Source organism: Chrysosporum bergii ANA360D (assembly GCF_029891735.1).
GTDB classification, from domain to species: Bacteria; Cyanobacteriota; Cyanobacteriia; order Cyanobacteriales; family Nostocaceae; genus Umezakia; species Umezakia bergii.
Window position 1 is genome coordinate 1 of the sequence record NZ_JANQDH010000038.1, and the last position, 21,437, is coordinate 21,437.

General features: G+C 43.3%; 17 protein-coding genes. 4 read left to right on the plus strand and 13 right to left on the minus strand.

From position 1 onward, the window contains the following. Positions 1-80: 80 nt before the first annotated feature. The 4 genes from NWP17_RS05575 to NWP17_RS05590 all read right to left on the minus strand — a co-directional run bounded on the left by NWP17_RS05575 (position 81) and on the right by NWP17_RS05590 (position 5,833). Positions 81-1,148 (minus strand): radical SAM protein, encoded by a 1,068-nt coding sequence (locus NWP17_RS05575; protein WP_280653923.1) that lies wholly within the window; start codon positions 1,146-1,148, stop codon positions 81-83. Positions 1,149-1,230: 82 nt separating this feature from the next. Next, positions 1,231-1,407 (minus strand): hypothetical protein, encoded by a 177-nt coding sequence (locus tag NWP17_RS05580; RefSeq protein WP_280653924.1) that lies wholly within the window; start codon positions 1,405-1,407, stop codon positions 1,231-1,233. A gap of 388 nt (positions 1,408-1,795) precedes the next feature. After that, complete coding sequence (gene recF, locus NWP17_RS05585) at positions 1,796-2,941, minus strand: DNA replication/repair protein RecF (RefSeq protein ID WP_280653925.1); 1,146 nt, start codon at positions 2,939-2,941, stop codon at positions 1,796-1,798. Between the two features lie 30 nt (positions 2,942-2,971). Beyond that, the gene (locus tag NWP17_RS05590; RefSeq protein WP_280653926.1) at positions 2,972-5,833 is read right to left on the minus strand and encodes a cation-translocating P-type ATPase; all 2,862 of its coding nucleotides are present in this window, start codon (positions 5,831-5,833) and stop codon (positions 2,972-2,974) included. Positions 5,834-6,194: 361 nt separating this feature from the next. On the opposite strand from NWP17_RS05590, the gene NWP17_RS05595 reads away from it, so the two are divergent. From NWP17_RS05595 to NWP17_RS05605, 3 genes are all read left to right on the plus strand, one after another. Next, a complete protein-coding gene (locus NWP17_RS05595; protein ID WP_280653927.1) occupies positions 6,195-7,883 on the plus strand; it encodes a transglutaminase domain-containing protein in 1,689 nt (562 codons plus the stop codon). Between the two features lie 147 nt (positions 7,884-8,030). Next, entirely contained in the window at positions 8,031-9,473 is a 1,443-nt protein-coding gene (locus NWP17_RS05600; RefSeq protein WP_280653928.1) for a phosphoglucomutase/phosphomannomutase family protein, read from the plus strand. Between the two features lie 48 nt (positions 9,474-9,521). Continuing rightward, the gene (locus NWP17_RS05605; RefSeq protein WP_280653929.1) at positions 9,522-9,800 is read left to right on the plus strand and encodes a LapA family protein; all 279 of its coding nucleotides are present in this window, start codon (positions 9,522-9,524) and stop codon (positions 9,798-9,800) included. Positions 9,801-9,820: 20 nt separating this feature from the next. Here the strand turns inward: NWP17_RS05605 and pstB are convergent, their stop codons facing one another. The 9 genes from pstB to NWP17_RS05650 form a co-directional block, all read right to left on the minus strand. After that, on the minus strand, positions 9,821-10,633 hold the full coding sequence (gene pstB, locus NWP17_RS05610) for a phosphate ABC transporter ATP-binding protein PstB (protein WP_280653930.1): 813 nt from the start codon (positions 10,631-10,633) through the stop codon (positions 9,821-9,823). A 46-nt stretch (positions 10,634-10,679) separates the two neighbouring features. Beyond that, on the minus strand, positions 10,680-11,561 hold the full coding sequence (pstA, locus tag NWP17_RS05615) for a phosphate ABC transporter permease PstA (protein WP_280653931.1): 882 nt from the start codon (positions 11,559-11,561) through the stop codon (positions 10,680-10,682). Between the two features lie 19 nt (positions 11,562-11,580). Further along, positions 11,581-12,534 (minus strand): phosphate ABC transporter permease subunit PstC, encoded by a 954-nt coding sequence (pstC, locus tag NWP17_RS05620; RefSeq protein ID WP_280653932.1) that lies wholly within the window; start codon positions 12,532-12,534, stop codon positions 11,581-11,583. Positions 12,535-12,711: 177 nt separating this feature from the next. Further along, positions 12,712-13,881, minus strand: a complete 1,170-nt coding sequence (gene pstS, locus NWP17_RS05625) for a phosphate ABC transporter substrate-binding protein PstS (RefSeq protein ID WP_280653933.1) — start codon at positions 13,879-13,881, stop codon at positions 12,712-12,714. Between the two features lie 459 nt (positions 13,882-14,340). Next, the gene (bioB, locus tag NWP17_RS05630; protein ID WP_280653934.1) at positions 14,341-15,369 is read right to left on the minus strand and encodes a biotin synthase BioB; all 1,029 of its coding nucleotides are present in this window, start codon (positions 15,367-15,369) and stop codon (positions 14,341-14,343) included. Between the two features lie 318 nt (positions 15,370-15,687). Then, positions 15,688-18,564: a glycerol-3-phosphate acyltransferase gene (locus NWP17_RS05635; protein ID WP_280653935.1), complete on the minus strand. Its 2,877-nt coding sequence runs from the start codon at positions 18,562-18,564 to the stop codon at positions 15,688-15,690. Between the two features lie 148 nt (positions 18,565-18,712). Then, positions 18,713-18,853, minus strand: coding sequence for a hypothetical protein (locus NWP17_RS05640; protein ID WP_280653936.1), 141 nt, complete (start codon positions 18,851-18,853; stop codon positions 18,713-18,715). Positions 18,854-18,949: 96 nt separating this feature from the next. Beyond that, complete coding sequence (locus NWP17_RS05645; RefSeq protein ID WP_280653980.1) at positions 18,950-20,233, minus strand: BaiN/RdsA family NAD(P)/FAD-dependent oxidoreductase; 1,284 nt, start codon at positions 20,231-20,233, stop codon at positions 18,950-18,952. Between the two features lie 59 nt (positions 20,234-20,292). Continuing rightward, on the minus strand, positions 20,293-20,487 hold the full coding sequence (locus NWP17_RS05650; protein ID WP_280653937.1) for a hypothetical protein: 195 nt from the start codon (positions 20,485-20,487) through the stop codon (positions 20,293-20,295). Positions 20,488-20,840: 353 nt separating this feature from the next. Here NWP17_RS05650 and NWP17_RS05655 point away from each other — a divergent pair, with 353 nt between their 5' ends. Further along, positions 20,841-21,398 (plus strand): SRPBCC family protein, encoded by a 558-nt coding sequence (locus tag NWP17_RS05655; RefSeq protein WP_280653938.1) that lies wholly within the window; start codon positions 20,841-20,843, stop codon positions 21,396-21,398. Positions 21,399-21,437 lie beyond the last annotated feature (39 nt).

The window sequence follows — 21,437 nt, forward strand, 5'->3', positions numbered from 1 at the left end:
GCAAAATTGGCTTTTTACTGGAGTTTAGTCTCGGCGCGACGCTTCCGCCGCACCGAGACTGATTGTGCCAGTTATGTTATTTATTGTAGTACAATAATACTATATTCTAGCGATCGCCTGTGCCAGTTGCGTAAGTCCTGCAAAGCTTGAATCAGTTCTTCATCAGGTCTAAGATCGGTGCTTTCGTAGTTACGCCCACTTCCCAAGGTTGTTTTCCTCAGTTCCAAACCGTTCGGCCACATTAGAGATACACCTATCTCCCGCGCACCATTGGTAATTTCTATGATCTCTTGTCGTCCTTCAGGAAACAGACCACGGGCGAGGAATTGATCAGAACCGATATTGATAGCCAGCGCCCCCGCTTCTTTCTGTATAGCCAACCATTTCATGGCTGTTTGTGGGGACATTCTGCGATAGCCTGTACCGTAGGTAGGAGTCATACAAAAATCACAGGTGCGATCGCAACCAATATCCGCCACCAGTGAACCAACAGGTGCTTTTCCTTGAACATTAGGTAGCGTCCCTAAACATTCCCTGGCCACTTCCACCGAAGGTAACGCCCACTCCTCTGGACTTTTGGCTTTAGTCTTTCTAGGATATTGTTTACCATCGGCAAAAATCACCCCAGAGAGTTCTTCTCTTGGTGTTCTTCCCAATACATAATCAAAAAGCGCCCAATTTGCCGCCCCAGATTTATCTTGAACAACTGCTGTTGCACCTGCTTTTAAATAGTGATGGGGTTCAGCCAAAGCATCAGAACCACCAACAACAATGGGGCGATTTCCTTGAGCCAAATGTTCAATTAGCATACAGGTAACTTGACGATCTTGAGAAAAATTAACTGTCACACCCCAAGCATCAAAAGCTTCAGGATCAAGGGCGGAAATTTTGCCCCCCACATAAGTTTTCCGCAAGGTCATTCCTTTCCAGAACACATCACCGAATTCTTCACTATAATTATCATCTCTGAGGTTGACCAATTGGGCATCAAATCCTCCCGCTTGCAAGTCAGGAATCAACACTTGTTTACTGATTAAGGAACGATGTCTATATAAAGATGTCCAATTCTTTCCTTCTGCATCGTATAGTCCAGTGGCAGGAACTTCAATTAATCCAATTGTTGGTCTTTTATGAGATGTTGAGGTCATAATTATCCCCGCTAATACTTAATGTTTTTATTGCATTTTTTGATCTCAAAAATCAACAAAATTTACCTAACTTAACACAAAATCAATCCAAACCATCCTTTTTCATTTGTCCAAGTTCTAAACCGTTAGTCCATAGAAGTGGTATTCCCATTTCTCTTGCACCTTTGGTAATTTGTAGAACCAGTCTAAAATCGACGCAATCACCAGCTTTCAAATTCACAAGTTGAGCATCAAAACCACCAGCTTGTACATATGCCATTAATACCTGGTTACTTAATAAGGTATTGCGTCTATATAATGCCGTCCAATTATGTACTTCTTGGTCATATAATCCCAAACCGGGAACTTATACTAATCCGATGCTGTGATTTTTTGATTTTATAATCATCCTCTGTTAATCCTTGCTAGTTTCAATTATTGATGTTTCCATCCCCTTGCGGGGGAATTGGGGTGTTGAATACACTCTAGAAGAGTGTGCTACTTATTCAATTTTCCATCCCCTTGCGACGGTTTTGAGGCAGGCTTTACATTTCTTAATATAGTTGTAACAGTGACTGGGGTTTGGGGGTTTTGGGCTATTTGGTGGGCTTTACATTTTGTAATCTTGTTGGGGTGTGGGAGACCTTCTAAAATCTCAAATCCAAAATCTAAAATTTAGTGCTGATGTGACCAGATTTGATTAAGAGAATTTGTGAGCCTTTTAACCATTGGGAGTCAAAGGAACTAAGGTGAGTGGTGGTAATTAAAGTTTGAAAACGATTTTCAATGGCTTCTAGTAGTTGATTTTGGCGGTATGGGTCTAGTTCAGCGAGAACATCATCTAGTAATAATAGGGGCGGGTCTTGGATGATTTGTTCTATTAGTTGTAGTTCCGCTAGTTTTAAAGCCAAGACCAGGGTTCTTTGTTGACCTTGGGAACCGTATTGACGGGCTGGTGTTTGGTTGATGGTTAGTTCTATTTCGTCACGGTGTGGCCCGACTTGGGTTGAGCCTTGGTATAATTCTGCTACTGCCCGTTGGTGAATCTTGCTGAGGAAGGAAGTTTGTATTTCTTGTGGATGGGGTTGGGTGATGGGGACATTGGGGAGGTAGTTGATTTGTAATTTTTCAGTGTCACCACTAATTTTTTTGTGCCAGGCGGCGGCGATGGGGGTTAGTCTTTGTAGGATACGATCGCGTCTGGTGATGATTTTTGTACCGGTGGTGACTAATTGGGTGTCCCAGATGGCCAGTGTTGATTTTTGGCTAGAGGAGTGATTTATCTGGGTGGGTGAGTTTTCTGAGTGTTGAATTTTCTTCAGAAAAGCGTTGCGTTGGCGGAGGATGTGGTTATATTGCTGCAAAGTGTGGGCGTAGATGGGTTCCAGTTGCATCAGGAGTGTATCTAGCCAGTGACGACGGTTTTCTGGGCTACCGCGTACTAAGTCTAAATCCAAGCTGGAAAATTGCACCGCATTAAGTACACCCAGAAAATCCATTTGTCGCCGCAGGGTTTGACCGTTGATGGCCACGGTGCGGCGACCGTTGCGGCGCATGGTTAATGTGGCTTCTGTGATGCTGTTATCTCGGTCGATGAGGGCGTGAATTTGGGCTGTATCCTGTCCCGTTTGAATAAAGTCCCCATCGCGTCCTAGGCGATGCGATCGCAATGTAGCCAAGATTTCCACAGCTTCCAGTAGGTTGGACTTACCCTGGGCGTTGTTACCCAGGATGATTGTTTTAGGGGCGGTGAACTGAATTTTTTGGTCTTGGTAATTACGAAATTGTTTAAGGTGTAGGTTTTTCAGATACATAGATCATGAAGACTGGATTTATGGTTGTTTTCATACACTTTTTTTACCAGTGAGGCGAAAGAAAACTTTTTCTAGTTCAATCCAGACAAACATTAACGAACTAAAGCCAAAACAAATGGCTAATTCTGGTAGAGGTAGGAAATGCGTCCCAAAAAAAGCGCGGATGGGGGGTATGTATATTAACATCAGTTGTAAGATTGTTGTCACCACCACCGCCACCAGTACAAAAATATTAGAAAATGGGTTCATTTCGATAGTGAGTTTATTGTTAGAACGAATAGCGATGGCGTGACCCATTTGGGCAATACATAGGGATGTGAAGACCATTGTTTTCCAACGTTCCGGGTCAAGGTCCGGGTTAACTGTAGCCTGGGTGTGATCATATGCCCACCGCATTAAGATAATAGTGATGATGGCAAAAATGATTCCTATGCGAACCATGTATGCACCCAGTCCCCTAGCAAAAATGCTTTCCCGAGGGCTAAACGGGGGGCGCTTCATGACATCTGCTTCTGGGGGTTCAACCGCCAGAGCCAAAGCCGGTAAACCGTCTGTGACTAAATTCATCCAGAGAATTTGTAATGGTGTGAGGGGAACGCCTCCTAATCCTAGCAGTGGTGCCGAGGCGATGGTGAGGACTTCGCCGATATTACTACCGAGAATGTATTTAATAAAGCGGCGAATATTAGTATATACCACCCTCCCTTCCTTAGTAGCGGCGACAATGGTGGCGAAGTTGTCGTCTAGCAATATCATATCACTAGCCTCTTTACTAACATCAGTGCCAGTGATGCCCATGGCAATCCCAATATCTGCTTGTTTTAATGCTGGAGCATCGTTGACACCATCCCCGGTCATAGCTACGAATTTGCCCCGTTGTTGTAGTGCTTGAACGATTCTGAGTTTGTGTTCCGGGGCGACTCTAGCGTAAATACTCACCAAATCAACTTGTTGTTGTAGTTCTTGGTCGCTCATGTGCTGCAATTCTTGACCAGTGAGGACCCGATCTGTTTCCCCGGCTATTCCCAGATCAACGGCGATGGCTCTGGCTGTTAGTTGGTGGTCGCCTGTAATCATGATAGGGCGAATACCTGCCGTGCGGGATTCTTGTACTGCTGCTCTCACTTCTGGTCGGGGAGCATCCTGCATTGCTATTAACCCCAGCCAGATCATTTCTTGCTCCCATGTTTCATCTGGTGCTGATGGTGGGGTGTCAGTGAAAGGTTTGTAGGCAAATCCCAGGACTCGCAGACCCTTTTGAGCCATGCGGTTGTTTTCCTCCAGGATTTGTTGGCGTTGTGAGTCCGTTAAAGGGGCAAACTCATTACCTAAATGTATATGAGTGCAATTACCTAGGGTTAGTTCTGGCGAACCTTTGGTAAACATTAGGTAAGGTTGACTTGCTGTGAGGTTGGCAATGAGGGGGTCTAGGTCTGTTAAAGATGGTTCTGGTGTGGCTACCTGTTCTATTTGACAAATTACGCTCATGCGTTTCCGTTGGGAGTTAAACGGAATTTCGCTGATGCGGGGTAATTTGCTTTGCCATTGGTCCTGTTCAATGCCGGCTTTGGCGGCGACAGTGACTAATGCGCCTTCAGTAGGGTCGCCAATGATTGTCCATTCTTTTGGTTGTTTTTGTAGTACAGAATCGTTACAAATGGCGGCTGCGATCAGAATTGCAGGGATTTCTGGGTAATCTTCTATGGCGATCGTTTGATTATTGAGGTAAAATTCCCCTGTGGGTGTATAACCTTCCCCTGTGACGGCAAAAATATGATTGTTGGCATACATTGACTGGACTACCATTTTATTTTGGGTCAATGTGCCGGTTTTGTCGGAGCAGATGGTGGTGACTGAACCCAAGGTTTCCACTGCGGGTAGTTTGCGAATTAAAGCATGATGGCGTACCATGCGCTGGGTTCCCAGTGCTAGAGTAACTGTGATCACCGCTGGTAAGCCTTCTGGGACTACAGCTACTGCCATACTCAGGGATACTTCTAATAATTCCCGGATATTGCTCAGTCCCCTAGCTTGAATGACTCCACCTATGACCACAAAGGCTACCAGAATTAAGGAACCCGTAACTAGGATGTTGCCAAGCTGTGTCATCCGCTGTTGCAGAGGGGTAGGTTCGTTAGCTACAGACTGCAACATCGTGGCAATTTTACCTAGTTCCGTTTGCATTCCCGTATTGGTAACCAGGACTTTACCCCGTCCTTGGACTACTTCTGTACCTTGATAAACTAAGTTGAGGCGATCGCCTAATGATGTTTCTTCCGGTAAAATTAAATTAGCCTGCTTGTTAACCGCTTCTGCTTCGCCTGTGAGCGCTGACTCTCGCACCTGTAAATTAGCTTGTGAAATTAACCGTCCGTCCGCGGCTATTTGCATTCCGGCTTCTAGCAGCATAATATCCCCTGGTACTACTTCTGGAGCCGCTATTTCCATAGTGGTACTGTTGCGGATGACTCGCACTAGGGGGGAGGAAAGTTTTTTCAAGGCTGCTAACGCTTTTTCTGCCCGGGTTTCTTGGACATAGCCCAACGCTCCATTGAGAATGACAATGGCTAAAATGGCAATGGTATCTTTGAAGGGTACTTCACCGGGTTTAAATTCTCCCGCTTGCCAGGCGATGAGGTCTAAAAAACCTGATATAAAAGCCACAGCTATTAACATCAGTAACATGATGTTTTTAAACTGGTCTAAAAAAATTTCCCAAGGGCTGCGAGTTTCTTTTTCTTCCAGTTCGTTGGGTCCATACTTTCCTAGGCGCTCTTGGGCTTGTTGAGATGTTAAGCCGTTGTTTGGGTCACTATTGAGCAAGTCTAGGGACTCGTCAATTTCCCAACTATGGGAAGGGCTAGTATTTTCAGGCTGAGAGTTAGCAGACATTGTATATGTCACTGAAGTAGTTTCCACATCTCCCCTAGTTGAAACAAAGGGGATTCTAAACCGATGTTGCTACGCCGTCATCAGACAAGCTAGGCAACGCACACGATATGATTTATTAAATAATATCGTCTTGGGATTGTCAAAGCTCACCCACTCACCTTGACTAAGATTATACTTAGCCGTGTGACTACTTGAGTTTGCATCTTATGGTTTTTTTACCAATTTGTTAATTGTAGCGCGAGCATCCAGCTTGCTCATGATGTACCTCACTAAGCAGCCAAAAACGTAATAAGCCCTTACCCATTAAATTTAGATGAATATGCCCAAATTAATTGGGGGCGTGGTAAATCATTAAATAAATATGCTTAATATGAGTTTTGCACTTCCTAGTTTGATTACCAGCCAAATGTTTGGTCAAAGAACAATTCGACCGTTAACAGCAGCCTCTCTTTGTGGGATTGCTTTTATCAAAGATACACTAATTGCTGTTGATAGTATTAAAGGGCATTTACTGGAGATTGATCCAGCTTCAGACAACAGCAAAATTAAAAATCCCCATCAAGTGAGGGAATTTCGAGATGTCACGGGTCTAGCTGTATGGTCAGATTCTCTCTGGGTAACGCGGGAAAATAGTGTTTATGTGTCTAAACTCCCGTCCTTGGGGCTGGAACATTTTGTCACATTGCCTTACACTGCTGATGGAGTGGCCGTTTGGGAATCAACAGTTTATGTAAGCTGTCAGAAGTTGGGTTACATTTTGATTTTTGACCGCCAGAGCCGGAAGGAAATTACTCGGTTTTATGCTCCAGGGGTGGGTGTGGAAAATTTGGCAGTTAGCCATGACACTCTGTGGGTGTGCGATCGCACGGAACAAACAGTTTATGCTATGGATAGGGCAACGGGAGAAATACAGTTTAGTTTATTAACCCCCTTTGAATGTCCTACAGGCATTGCTATACACAAGCATCAACAAACCGGAAAGGAAACCTTGTTTGTGGCCTATGCTTCAGATGAGCCTTATATCCGGGATAATCCCAATGCTGATCCCAGTCATGAGCTAACCTACCGCGATCGCACTTTTATTCACCCTCTACATTACCATCACAATGAGGACAAAAAATATGCCTTGTCTAATGGCTATTTAATAGAAATGTCCTATGTTGAAGAAATTGCTCCTTTAGAAGAGGTGTATTTACCAGATGTGGAATGGCGCATTGCTTTACCTTCAGACACCGAAAGGCAAAAGTTGCAACACGTCGAACCTATTGGTATTCCCTTCACAGAAGAAGTGATAGATGGACAACGTGTCGCAGTCTTTAAGTTTGATGCTTTGACTCCTGGGGAAAGGCATATATTTGGGTGGAAAGCACTGTTAGAAGTGCGGGGCATTAAGTATCGCATTACTCCCAGGGATGTAGAAGATATACCGGAATTATCCCCAGAGTTTGAAAGTCGTTATTTAGTTGATGACGATGATTTGGCTATGGATACTGGCATTGTTCGCCGGGCTGCTAGTGAGGCCATTGGTTCGGAAACCAATCTGCTGCGAAAAATGTACAATATCCGCAATTATGTTTATGATGAGTTGTCCTATGGCATAAAACCCTATATTGACACTCCTGATTTAGTCTTAGAACGGGGCATTGGCTCTTGTGGTGAGTATGTAGGGGTTTTACTGGCTTTGTGCCGTTTAAATGGTATTCCTTGCCGAACAGTGGGCAGATATAAATGTCCCCCCCATAGCGAACATCAAGGAGTCCCCTTACAACCAGATTTTAATCATGTTTGGTTAGAGTTCTACATACCCGGTCTTGGTTGGTTACCCATGGAATCTAATCCTGATGATTTGGGGAATAATGGACCCTACCCCACCAGGTTTTTTATGGGTTTATCCTGGTATCACATTGAAATTGGCAAAGGAATAACCTTTGAAAGTTTGAGTAGTCAAGGAGTACGGCTCACCAAAGAAGATTTACCCATTGGGGATTTAGCAATTAATCACATTCGCTTTACAATTCTTAAGGAACTGCCACCTTTTGATGAGCAGTGATTAGTCAACTCAAACAAGTAATGTAGGGGCAATTTAACCTGTCCCTACAGAAAATGAGAAAAAATACTCTAGGGGATACTTGCGGCTACGCACCCTTTGCGAGAAGCTTCCTATAGTAGTAAAGTTGTGCGGGAGAAAGTGGTAAACATGAGCGCTAGTAGCAATTCTAAACAAATCAAGTTTGGTACTGACGGTTGGAGAGGAATTATTGCCGATGATTTTACCTTCCCTAATGTACGGAAGGTAACCAGAGCCATCGCCAGTTATTTAGAAACAGCTTATGCAAAAGACAGACCGGTTTTAATTGCTTACGATACTAGGTTTTTAGCTGACCAGTTCGCCCAAACCGCGGCGGGAGTGTTGGCTGACTTGGGTTGGAACGTAAAAATTACTGACCGGGATTGCCCAACACCAGTAATCGCATATAATGCCCGGTTGTTAAATTCTGCTGGGGCTTTGATGTTTACTGCCAGCCATAATCCAGCCCCTTACTGTGGTATTAAGTATATTCCTGATTATGCCGGACCTGCCACCCCGGAAATTACTGATACCATTGTAGCCAACATTGAAGGGGCATGGGATGGACTGCCCAGCAGTAACCCTGTGGGTCAGATTTCTACCTTTGACCCTAAACCAGAGTATCTCAAGTTTATTTACACTTTGTTGGACGTAGAAAGAATTAAGAGCGCCAATTTAAAGGTAAAATATGATGCTCTTTATTCTACTTCTCGCGGATACTTAGATGAAGTTTTGCAATATTGCGGCTGTCAGGTAGAAAGTTTTAATACTAAGCGAGATGTTTTATTTGGTGGGGGAATGCCTGAACCAAAAGGTGAACAACTAATAGGCTTAGTAGCAGCAGTACAAGGAGATAAAGCCGATGTGGGCTTGGCTACAGATGGGGATAGCGATCGCTTTGGGATTGTCGATGAGTTGGGAAATGTGCTGACCCCTAATACTGTGCTGCTATTACTCGCACGTCATTTAATGAAAAACAAAGGGAAACAAGGGGCGATCGTTCGCACCGTCGCTACAACTCACTTATTAGATAATTTTGCAGCTAAACATGGGCTGCCAATTTATGAAACAGCTGTAGGCTTTAAATACATTGGCGAAAAAATGCGGGAAACCACAGTGTTGATTGGCGGTGAGGAGTCCGGCGGTTTAAGTGTAATTGGGCATATTCCTGAGAAAGATGGTATTTTGGCCGATATGCTCGTGGCAGAAGCCATTGCTTATGAAGGTAAACCCTTGAGTCAATTGGTACAAGAAGCCATAGCCGAAGCAGACGGTCCGGTTTACAATCAGCGTCTAGATTTACATCTAACTGAAGCACATAAAACCACTGTCATAGACTCTTTTACTCACAATCCTCCTTCAGAGGTAGCTGGGATTAAAGTTAAAGAAGTAGGACGGAAAGATGGAATTAAGTTGTACCTAGAAGAAGGTAGCTGGATTTTGCTACGTCCCTCCGGTACAGAACCTTTGGTCAGGGTTTACATGGAAACTAATTCAGCCGAGAAATTAACCAAAGTTGCTGAAGCAATGAAAAATGCCATCACCAAACTAGAACCTGTAGCAATTCATTAGTAAATTAGCATCAACCCCTCTTCCTTAACGGAGAGGGGCCTTTGAACTATGAGAATTTTGATTCCTATTGCCATATCTTTAGTGATGGCTACATGGGTAATGGCCATAGCCATTGTCTCTGTCCAAAACGCCACCCCTGTATCTTTGAAATTTTTAATGTTTCAGTCCATTCAAATACCAGTGGGTTTACTGCTGGCTTTCTCTATGGGGGTGGGTTTAATTGGTATGGCGCTGTTGCAGCCACTGTGGGATATTGGCAGTTTTGAGCAGAGTCAATCTCAATGGAATGAAGATGCCGAGTTTTTTGTGGATGATGAGGATTTTTAGGAATTTGGAAATTTAGCAATTTAGCCAAATCTACCACTAACATAATTGCGGGTGTCTTCTTGCTGGGGGTCATTGAAAATGGCTTCTGTGGAATTGTATTCAACTAAGTAACCACTGCGACCACCTTCTGAGACTTTAACATTAAAGAATGCCGTGTAGTCAGAAACCCGTGTTGCTTGCTGCATATTATGGGTGACGATGACAATAGTATAATTCTCTTTAAGTTGGTGAATAAGTTCTTCAACCCGCAGAGTAGAAACCGGGTCCAGGGCTGAACATGGTTCATCCATGAGAATAACTTCCGGTTGCACCGCGATCGCTCTGGCAATACACAAGCGTTGTTGTTGTCCCCCAGATAAAGATGCGCCACTTTGCCGCAGTTTATCTTTGACCTCATCCCACAACGCTGCTTGTCGCAGACTTCGTTCTACTAATTGATCAAAATCTTCCTTAGTACCTTTGTAGCCATTGATTTTCGGTCCAAAGGTAATGTTGTCATAAATTGATTTAGGAAGCGGGTTTGGTCTTTGAAACACCATCCCAATTCTGCGGCGCACTTCTACTGGGTCTATGTTTGGAGCATACAAATTATCATTGTAGAAATAGATTTTACCTTCAGCGCGGAATGATTCAATCAAGTCATTAAGACGATTATAGCATCGCAGTAATGTACTTTTACCACAGCCCGAAGGACCAATAAAAGATGTCACCTTATTTTTGGGGATATCTAGCCAAATGTTCTGCAAAGCTAAAAATTTGCCATAGTACACATTGAGATTTTCCGTCCGTAAAACAGTTTCGGTGTCATTCACCGTAGTAGTGTTAGTAGCCATGATTTATTCTTATGTGGTGTGAATTTTGACTTGAGATAGAGTTTAACTAACCATTACGACTGGTTGCCCAACGAGCAAAGACACTAGTAATTAAAACCATCAATACCAATACCAATGACCCCGCCCAAGCCAGCGACTGCCAATTTTCAAAAGGAGAAATGGCAAAGTTATAAACTAAAACAGCTAGGGAAGGAGTAGGCTTAAGTAAGCCACTAGGCCAGAATTGGGAGAACAAAGCCGTAAACAATAACGGGGCTGTTTCCCCAGCAGCGCGGGCTATAGCCAAGCTGGAACCAGTGACAATAGCTGGTAGTGCGGCTGGTAAGACAACTTGTGTTACTGTTTGAAAATTTGTCGCCCCTAAACCTACAGATGCTTGTCGTAAGTCTTGCGATACTAACTGTAACGCTTCATCTGTGGTTTTTATAATAATCGGCAGCATCAAAATCGCTAAAGCAAAGCCACCACCAATGGCTGAGTATGAGCCTAAATTAAGTTTTACCAATCCCAAAACTACAATCCCGTAGGCAAACACTCCAGCAATAATTGACGGAACTCCACTCAGGACATTAGTAGCAAACCTAACCCATCTAGCTAGACTGCCAGTGCTGAATTCTGTTAAGTAAATTGCAGCTAAAACACCAAAAGGAATGCTAATTAATGCGGCAATGGTGACCATGATGAGAGTTCCCAAAATGGCGTTACCAAAGCCTCCTCCCCCTCTAGCAGGTGGGGGTGGGAGTTCAAAAAATACACTAGGTGATAGGCTGCCGAAGCCTTTAATCACAATGTAACTCAATACCGCCACCAAAGGCACTAACACCAACACCCCACAGATAAATGATACCACTGTCATCACTGTATTAAACAGGGTCCGGGGAGATGTAGGAGAATAGGTCAAACTACGTTCCGGAAATTTCGATGTCATAATTAAATTCCAAACTACCCTAGATCGGCTTTACGCGCTGAACAATCCACTCTGCCATGATGTTGACAAACAGTGTGATCAAAAACAAAATCAAGCCTGCATACATTAAAGCAGCAACTTGCAACCCACTGGCTTCAGCAAATTGATTTGCTAGTAGAGAGGCTATGGTATTGGCAGGAGCAAAAATTGAGATGTTAATTTTGTTGGCGTTCCCAATCAACATTGTTACTGCCATTGTTTCCCCCATGGCGCGACCAAGAGCCAACATAACAGCACTGACGATACCAGAAAAGGCAGATGGAATAATCACTAGAAAAATGGTTTCCCAACGAGTAGCGCCCAATCCTATGGATGCTTGACGCAGGGCAGAAGGGACAGAAATTAGTGCATCACGAGATATAGCCGTGATAATTGGCACAATCATCACCGCCAAAATCACTCCCGCCGGAAACATAGATGGACCCGTGGGAGGAGTGCTAAACAATGGTATCCAGCCAAAATAGGTATGAATCCATTTTCCAACTTCGTTCAAAATGGGAATTAAAACAAAAATTCCCCAGATACCGTAGACAACACTGGGGATTGCCGCCAGCAGTTCTACTAAAAATACTGTTACTGTCCGCACTTGAGTGGGGAGAAAATTCTCGCTCAATAATATAGCAGTGCCCACACCAATGGGTACAGCTATTAACAACCCAATCAAGGAACTTAAAAGAGTTCCATAAATTTGCGGTAGCACCCCATATTCATCTACAACTGGGTTCCAGGAACTTTGAACTAAAAAAGCTGCGCCATATTTTTGAATAGCAGGCCAAGCTTCAACAGTAACTTGGAGGGCAATCCATAATAAAGTACCAGCCACCGCTAGGGCAAAAATTCGAGTTAACCAGATAAAGGACTGGTCCAAAGAATTTCTGAGTTGAGAACGTTTTTTAGTTTCTTCCGATAGCAGACTTGAAGAACTTGTAGTCATAACTACTCAATACAAAAGTTAAATCACGGAAAAAAAATGTGCGAGCGAACCAGATTATTAAAGTTGTCGCTCTATCAAATCTGCAAGGGTTGCTAGTTGGGAATGTTAATAAAGCGACAGCCTAGTTAATCAACTAATTAACCCTAAAGTTTAGGTACACCTGACAATTTATTAACACTAATTACTAGCGCTAGAACCACTGCCAGCTATGGATATTTGATAATCTGAAGAGATTTGATCTGCTGCTTTTGCCACTTTTTCTGCCACAGATGCAGGTACGGGAATATACCCTAATTCTCCAGATATTTTTTGTCCTTCAGTTAAAACGTACTCAATTACTGCTTCCATTGCTTTTGCTTTGTTAGCATCAGCATAATTTTTGTACGCTAAAATCCAACTGAAACTAACAATGGGATAGGATTCATCACCCTCGGGATCTGGTACAAAGGCGCGGAGATTTTCTGGTAGTTCTATAGCAGCTAAAGTCTTAGATGCTGAGTCATCATTGTACTTAACAAATTTGCCCGCTTTGTTTTCTAAAGCAGCAAAGCTGAGGTTGTTTTGCTTGGCGTAGCCATACTCAATATAACCAAGGGATCCTTGAGTTTGTTTGATTTGGGCTGTTACACCTTCGTTACCTTTACCACCTACGCCCACCGGCCATTCTACAGTTTTACCTTCGCCCACTTTGTCTTTCCACTCTGGGCTAATAGCCGCTAGGTGTTTTGTAAACACACCTGTAGTACCACTACCATCAGAACGATGTATCCATGTAATTGGTTGGTCGGGAAGTTTGGCACCTGGGTTAGCTGCAACAATTCTGGGGTCGTTCCACTTTGTCACTTTACCCAAAATGATATCTACGTATAAGTCCCTAGGTAGTTGGAGTTCGGGAACATCGGGCAGGTTGTAAGCTAGTACAACGCCACCTGCTGTCACCGGGAGCAAAATTACCCCTTTATCTGCTGGTACTTGCTGAATTTCTTCATCCTTCATGGCCACATCACTGGCACCAAAGTCTACAGTACCTTTAGTAAATTGTTCAACGCCAGCACCACTACCCACTGATTGATAGTTAACCTGCAAGTTCGGGTATTTTTTGTTGATATCTACAAACCAACTCTGAAATAAAGGTGCAGGAAAAGAAGCACCCGCACCAGTTAATGCTATGTCTCCGCCTAAGTCCAATTTCACAGGACTGGTAGCCGTAGTATCTGTAGCAGCACCACCAGTGGTGTCTGAGGCTTGCTGTCCGCCGCCACACGCTCCTAGTCCGATGGTTAGTGCTAACAGGGAAGCTGTGGTAGCTAAACGACTCTTATTGATTACAGTGCAGATTGATAACATTGTTGTCAATTTTTGGTTAATTGAATAATACGGGCGATACCAGGATACCTCTAAGTGGTAACTTTAAAGGTTAACAAAAGGTTAAGAAAAATCAAAAAGTCTATCAAAACATAGTAAGAGCCTGAGAAACCCTACCCTAGGATTTATCCTGTTGCATCCTTAACAAAAGGCCATGGGTATTTACAAAGCATTTTTGTTCAGTTAAAATAAAAAAAGCATCCACGAGTCGGTGAAAGATCCATAAGATGCCAAATCAAGTAGTCACACAGCTAAGTACAATCTTAGTTAAGATGAGTAGGGGAGCTTTGAAACTCCCAAAACAATATGATTTATTTAGTAGGTTAAATAAATTATGTCGTAAACCTTGCCTAGGGTGTCTGATGACCGCGTAGCAACATCAGTTTAGAATCCCCCGTGTTTCAACCAGGGGAAATGTCAAGTCAAATATTCCTAACTCAATCAAACCAACTCCTGTGATGGTAGTTGTTCAGAGTAATGAGCTTGTTCTGGTTTGACGTGGGGAGGACGCATTTCTAAGCCCAGTAGGTTCAGCATTTCTCTGTCAGCGTCGTAATCTGGACAGGGTGTGGTGACTGTGAGCATTTTATGATCGTCGCTGGAAAAAATGGAATTTGCTCCCGCCATAAAGCACATGGACTGTTCCACTGGGGACAGTCTCGCCCTACCAGCGCTGAGACGCACGTCAGCAGTAGGTATGATCATTCTGGTGGTGGCGATCATGCGTACTACTTCCCAAATGGGTACATCTGGTTGATTTTCTAGGGGTGTACCCGGAACTTGGGAAAGAATGTTGATAGGTACTGACTCAGGATGAGGCTGTAAATTGGCGAGGGTCTGTAACATTCCCATACGATCATCTACACTTTCGCCTAAACCTAAGATACCACCAGAACATACAGTGACCTTTGTTTGGCGGACATTTTCTATGGTATTAAGGCGATCGCCATAGGTTCTCGTGGTAATAATGGTATTATAATACTCTGGTGATGTATCTAAGTTATGGTTATAAGCGTATAGTCCAGCAGCTTCTAGGCGTTTTGCTTGTTCTGCGGTCAGCATTCCCAGAGTACAGCAGACCTCTAAACCCATGTTAGTTACTGCTTTCACCATTTCCAATACTGTCTCAAATTGAGAATTATCTCGCACTTCCCGCCAGGCCGCACCCATGCAAACCCGGCTTACCCCCGATGCTTTAGCCTTTTGGGCCATGTCAACCACGGTTTGTTTTTCTAACAGTGCTTGGGGCTTGACCTCCGTTTTATAACGGGAAGATTGGGCGCAGTAACTGCAATCTTCCGGACAAGCACCTGTTTTAATTGAGATCAGCTTACAAACTTGTATTTTTTTGGGGTCATGATATTGGCGATGTACGGTAGCAGCTTGATAAATTAGCTCTAGCAAGGGGGTATTGTATATCGCCTGAATTTCTGCTTTCTCCCAATTGTAGCGTATTTCCACCGAAATCATTATCCTTAATATAAACTTTCTTGGATTTGGCAAAACACAGCATGATAGACTAAATAACTTTAATCTTTGGGCTGTAGATATCAGAATTCAGTGTACCAAGATTTTACTGAAGTGGCAGAGCCATTATCAGAAAACAGGCGGAAAACCCTTGAAGTAATCTAGTTGTGGGTGTGAGTTGCAATAGAGATGTGAATGCAGCAGTAAATATTTTAAATCTTGCCAAGCAAGCTAGGGGAGGACATCCCCAAAGTTTGGCAACCAGATGAGCATTACTGCTTACCCTCTCCTGACTAAGAAGAGGGAAAAGTTCACAAAAGATTAATCTGGTCTTAAGTCCTTAGATAATTCCACAATTCCTCTAGTTCCATCCATTCTAACTCGTTGCCCATCTTGTAATAACCAGGTGGCATTGTGAACATCCATGATAGCGGGGATACCGTACTCACGGGCTACGATAGCACCATGAGAAAGTCGCCCGCCGGCTTCAGCAATTAAGCCCCCAGCCCTAACCAACAAGGGAGCCCAGCCGGAATCTGTGTAAGGTACTACTAAGATGGTCTCACGGTTGATTTCTGGTAAATTTTGTAAGTTTCGTAAGACTTTGATTCTTCCTTCTACTTGACCGTGACTGGCGGGAATACCCTGTAATACTTGGTCTGAGTAAAGAGGAGAAGGGGGTAGAGGATGGGGGGGTGTATGGCCGTAAACCACTAGGGGGATTTGATTAAATTCACTGTCTTGTTGGAATTGCCATCGCCTCAATTCCACTGTTGCAGATAGATTTTCTCTGAGTTGAAAATCATCATCAGTTACTAAGCGGCGAATTTCATCTAATTCTAGAAAAAAGATATCTCCGGTTTGTTGGAGTAAGGCGGAGTTTAACCAAATTTGCTCTAAAGCGATAAATCGCCAGCGCAATTCGGCTAATAGGCGAGAATAAAGTTCTGTAACTCGTCCTTTAATATCCACTCGTCGCTGCACTACTCCTCGTTTACGTTTGGTTATGGAATCTACATCTTTTGTTGGTGGTTGGTTTTGTAATAACTGGACAAATAATTCTTTGATGGGTTGGGGGTTTTCTTTCCAGGTGGGAATGGCAATATTGGTTCCCACATCACTTAAATAACCGTAATCTTCCAGGAGTTCGTTAAATTCAGCAATAATTTTACTCCCTGCTGGGGTTTGTGCCAATTGCTCAAATACTTGTTCTGGTGGACAGTTAGGTAATATTGCCTTGGCATCTGCGGCTAAAACAGTGAGCGATCGCAACGCTGACACCTCTGGGGTAATACTGTTATCAATTTGCCCATCTTTGACGCGAAAAATTGCTTGTCTGAGAGCAACACTCAAGGGGGCTAAAATGCTGTAGTAAGTTGCACTGCGAAGCAATTCCAGGATCAAGTCTATTTTTTCTAATAGCTGGGTTGCTGGTAGTTCTTCTACAGACTCATGTGCTAATTGTGATAAACCTGGAACAAAGATATTACCATAGTCCCCCTTGAAGTCTTTTTCTAAGCTGAGTTCTCGCTTTACCAAACGGATTAAACCAGGCAAATTTTCTAAGGTAGACTTTAAGGGCGGTTTGCTCATTTTTGTGCCTCTGGTTAAAAATTCCAGACTTTCCGGTGGTAGGCCCATCCGCAAAAAAATCTCTCCTAAGAGGGAGGCATTAAAATAAGCTCTGGAATAGTGCAGGGTTGCAGTTTCGGTAAAATCCAACCCTGAAGCGCGATCGCCTAAAACGATGGTAAAAATATCTCCCCACACTCCACAAGTTAAGGGGCGATTAATTGACCAAGTTAAGGGGTGAATCACACCGGGAATAACTTCGGCTGCTATTTTCCTTGTCCAGATAGGTAATAGAGTAGTAATCGGTCGGGATTGCAAAACCCAGAGATTCTGGCCGTCATAAGTCCACTCCATGTCTTGGGGGATGCCATGATAGTGTTTTTCTAATCGCCGGACTAAATAGGCTACTTGTTTAATTAATGCCTGTGGTACTTGTCCTTGTCCTTCCACTTGCACAGAAGAAATATTATCTGTTTCCATGACAAAGGCGCGATATTGTTCTGGTGTGACTTGGCCGGAAACTACTTGAGTAGGGCTACCTGGTAGGGCTTCAATCACAATAGCATCCCCTTGCTGGGTAACAGGGTCACGACTGAAAGCAACCCCAGAATAAACACTTTGAATTTGTTGTTGTACCAGCACAGCCATAGCGGTATCTGGTAAACCACGATGGCGACGATATTCTACAGCAGATGGCTGATGGTAAGAAACTTGGACTTGAGCGATGGCGGCTTGTAGTTCCTCTTGGCTGGTGACAGACAAAATTGTTGTGTATTGTCCAGCCGCAGAGGCTTGTTCCGAGTCTTCACCGATGGCAGAGGAACGCACCACTAAAGGCGATAAATCAGAGGGTTGAAGCATAGCAACCAACTCTTGGGGATCATCCACAGGAGAAATCACCCATCCTTTGGGGACTGGATAGCCCCAGCGCTTAATTTGAGATAAGGCTGCTGCTTTTTGTCCAACTACAGCCGGATCTAACTCGTCATCCAGAGAAAGAATCTGGCCTTGGCCTCGTAGATATGTAAAGGCTACTTGGGAGTTTGTGTCGGCTGCTTCTGCCGGTAGCTTTAAATCATCGGGAATTTTTGTGTAAATCCACCCCAACATTCCGGCCAGAACAATGGCCGCCATGATTTTAGGGAAGTTCTCTACATTCAGAAGTACTACGAACAGAGGAAACACAAATAAAACTCCGAATTTTACCAGTTGTTTAGATTTTAAAAGGGTAAAACTGATAATTGCCAACAAACTTGTAAATACCGTAACCAGAGGGTCATGCACCAAGAACCCCCAAACCACATTAGTTGTACCTGCGCCCCTGCCTACCCCGTATCTACCTAATACTAAAGTAATCAGTGCTATTAATTCCCAGACCGATCCAGGGGGAAAAAACAGCCGACACAGCAACACTGCGGTAATTCCTTTGAATGCTTCTGATAAAACAGCCAAAATTCCTACCCATGTACCACCATGGTAGAAAGCAGCTGAAACGCTGATATTTTTTGTGCCAATTTGTGACAACTGCCTGCCTTTCAGGGCGTTGGTAATCCAACCGATAATTGGCAATGCGCCCAGAATAGGACAGGTAATGAAAATGATTAGGACACCCCAAAGTTCAATCATTATGGATTTTAGATTTTAGACTTATTTTCCATCTAAAACCGCAAATCAGAAATTCTCAAGTTTTTTGGCACTTTTTCCTTGTGGTGGATGGACACTTGGCCACGGTGGTAACCGTTGTTGCCAGTGTCCTCATTCAATGCTAATTAGGTTAGTTTAAGGCATAGGCGGATTGCAGCGCCCAGATAATCAAGGCAGCAATGGAACCCAATAGCAGCACAGTAGAGATAGTGACTACTTTGGGTGAGTCCGCACCTTTAAATTTCATAATTCCTCGGTTTAAATCGGACATAGCTTTGTAATCCTCCTTTGTTACAGTGCTAATTTGTCCGTCTTGATTGTAATCTTTCTATTGGCTAATTAGGCTAAACTACAGATAATATTTTGTTTAAGCTTTGCAACAGTTATTTTGGGGCTGCTTTTGCGAACAGTCGCTACTTCCCATAGCATTACCCGCTAAATATGCTGTTGTCCAAGCACTTTGGAAGTTAAAACCACCGGTGACACCATCAATATCTAAAATTTCTCCGGCAAAGTAAAGACCTGGAATTAACTTACTTTCCATAGTCTTAAAGTTAACTTCTTTCAGGTTAACACCACCACAGGTGACAAATTCTTCTTTAAAAACTCCTTTACCGGTGATTAAATATTCTCCCTGAGTTATTTCTTGCAGTAGCTGATTTAATTTTTGGTTGGATAGTTCCGCCCAACGGTCTTCTGTGGTTATACCTGCCCGATCAATAACATATTGCCAGAGGCGATGGGGTAGCTCAACTCCCCGATGTAAAGCTATGGCTTTTTGTCCCCATTGGCTCTTAATTCCTAAGATTTTTTGCCGCACTTGTTCTTGATGGAAATCAGGTAGCCAATTGATTAATAATCTGGCTTGATAGCGGTTTTCATGGAGAAATCTTGCACCCCAAGCCGAAAGTTTGAGGACAGCAGGACCACTCATACCCCAGTGGGTAATTAATAATGACCCTGTTTGTGTTAGTTGGGGTTTGACTGTATCAGGTAAACGTAATTGTACTGGGTTGACACTCACCCCAGCTAAACACCTTAGCTTAGGGTCGGGAATATTAAAGGTAAATAAAGAAGGTACGGGGGGTTCTATATGATGACCTAGTTCTCTGGCGATTTTATAACCTATGGGGTTGCTTCCCGTGGCCAATAGTAGGCGATCGCACTGTTGCTTTACTCCTGATTTTAAACTAATTTCAAAACCATCTGCTGAAGCAAGTTTTTTCACAGCAACTACTGCTGTCCCCATGCGTAGTTCTACCCCACATTGAGCCGCAGTTTTGATGAGACATTCTACGATAGTTTCTGAACTATCTGTAATGGGAAACATCCGCCCATCGGCTTCTGTTTTCAAGTGGACACCATGGTCTCTAAACCAATTTACAGTATCTTGGGCTTGAAAACGGCTAAAAGCACCCCGCAAGGCTTTACCACCTCTGGGGTAATTTTGTACCAATCTAGCGGGTTCAAAGCAAGCATGAGTAACATTACAACGCCCTCCACCAGAAATTAATACCTTTGCTAGTGGTTGACGACTAGCTTCCAGTAAAGTGACTTGAGCGCCGGGATTAACTTGAGCAGAGGCGATGGCGGCGAAAAATCCCGCAGCCCCTCCCCCAATAACGACTATGTTTAATGGCAACGGTTTAATATTCAACAACAACAAGGTTTTTATATATGATAATAACCTCCTTTAGTCCAACATACAGACTACAAGCGCCACCAAGTCCTTTGCATATAGCTAAAAATCCCTGTGGTGATAGCCCCTAGGAACAACAGACCAATTACTCCCCCTGGAATAAAGGTCAAAATACCAAAACCTCTTAGTATCCAGATGGCTAATCCAATACCCAGCAAAACACCAAAAATTTGCGTTAATGTCCGATTTAAGGAAGAACGATTCATTACAATAATTTACCTCTCACATCAAGATTAACCAGCACCCAAGAAATCATTTTTTTAGCTTATATGGAGATTTTTAGCCCAAATTAGTGGTAAAAACCGATTTTTTGATGCCAGACACATTTGAATATTTATTTTTTGATGTTGACAATATCAATTTGCTAACCCACAATCAGAAAATATCAGATTGTATTTGTGCCATTCTAGCTGTTTCAAGTCCAATTTTCCTCCACAAGTGCTACTATTTTCAGAAGTACTAACCTATGGTTGTAAAAAAGTGACAAAAAATACAGTTATCCCAGTAAACTTTCGGTATCCCTAACCGATGGAGAAGTTGAGGAGTAAGTAAAATTAATATGTCTGCGTCTAATATCTCGGACTCAATTATTAAAGGTTTGAATATGCCTTGGAGTCAAGAAAGGCAATCGTCTTTGATGCAGGGTGAAATATTATTGCAAACGGAATCCCACACGGCCTGGGGTGGATGTGTGACAGCCTGTATGTATTTACCTTTGCTGCGCTGGCAGGTATGGCAGCAATTAACTGATTACCCCCGTTGGGTACAGTATTTTCCTGACATCACCACCAGCCAAGTTTTATCTAAAGGTGAAGTCAAACGCTTGTATCAGGCGGCACAAAAGAGTTTTTTATTTTTTACGGCTCAAGTGGAAATTTATCTGGATGTAGTAGAACTACTAGGGCAGCAAATTCAATTTCGGATGCAAAAAGGGAGCTTTCTGGATTTTACAGCTAATTTAGACTTAAAAGACTTTGCCAATGGCACTTTGTTGGCATATCAAGTCAAAGCTACACCGAATATTCCCATCCCGGCAGTTTTTATTCAACAAGCCATGAATTATGAGTTGCCCGCAAATATGCGTAAAATGCGACAAGTTCTATGTAAAGTTGAATAAGAGAGGCCGGGGTGAGGAAAATCTCATTCCCCGGCCTTT

Bases quoted from the DNA above. Each gene is read 5' to 3' on its own strand.
- NWP17_RS05575 (WP_280653923.1), bottom strand. From the start codon at position 1,148: ATGACCTCAACATCTCATAAAAGACCAACAATTGGATTAATTGAAGTT.
- NWP17_RS05580 (WP_280653924.1), bottom strand. From the start codon at position 1,407: ATGGCATATGTACAAGCTGGTGGTTTTGATGCTCAACTTGTGAATTTG.
- recF (WP_280653925.1), bottom strand. From the start codon at position 2,941: ATGTATCTGAAAAACCTACACCTTAAACAATTTCGTAATTACCAAGAC.
- NWP17_RS05590 (WP_280653926.1), bottom strand. From the start codon at position 5,833: ATGTCTGCTAACTCTCAGCCTGAAAATACTAGCCCTTCCCATAGTTGG.
- NWP17_RS05595 (WP_280653927.1), top strand. From the start codon at position 6,195: ATGCTTAATATGAGTTTTGCACTTCCTAGTTTGATTACCAGCCAAATG.
- NWP17_RS05600 (WP_280653928.1), top strand. From the start codon at position 8,031: ATGAGCGCTAGTAGCAATTCTAAACAAATCAAGTTTGGTACTGACGGT.
- NWP17_RS05605 (WP_280653929.1), top strand. From the start codon at position 9,522: ATGAGAATTTTGATTCCTATTGCCATATCTTTAGTGATGGCTACATGG.
- pstB (WP_280653930.1), bottom strand. From the start codon at position 10,633: ATGGCTACTAACACTACTACGGTGAATGACACCGAAACTGTTTTACGG.
- pstA (WP_280653931.1), bottom strand. From the start codon at position 11,561: ATGACATCGAAATTTCCGGAACGTAGTTTGACCTATTCTCCTACATCT.
- pstC (WP_280653932.1), bottom strand. From the start codon at position 12,534: ATGACTACAAGTTCTTCAAGTCTGCTATCGGAAGAAACTAAAAAACGT.
- pstS (WP_280653933.1), bottom strand. From the start codon at position 13,881: ATGTTATCAATCTGCACTGTAATCAATAAGAGTCGTTTAGCTACCACA.
- bioB (WP_280653934.1), bottom strand. From the start codon at position 15,369: ATGATTTCGGTGGAAATACGCTACAATTGGGAGAAAGCAGAAATTCAG.
- NWP17_RS05635 (WP_280653935.1), bottom strand. From the start codon at position 18,564: ATGATTGAACTTTGGGGTGTCCTAATCATTTTCATTACCTGTCCTATT.
- NWP17_RS05640 (WP_280653936.1), bottom strand. From the start codon at position 18,853: ATGTCCGATTTAAACCGAGGAATTATGAAATTTAAAGGTGCGGACTCA.
- NWP17_RS05650 (WP_280653937.1), bottom strand. From the start codon at position 20,487: ATGAATCGTTCTTCCTTAAATCGGACATTAACGCAAATTTTTGGTGTT.
- NWP17_RS05655 (WP_280653938.1), top strand. From the start codon at position 20,841: ATGTCTGCGTCTAATATCTCGGACTCAATTATTAAAGGTTTGAATATG.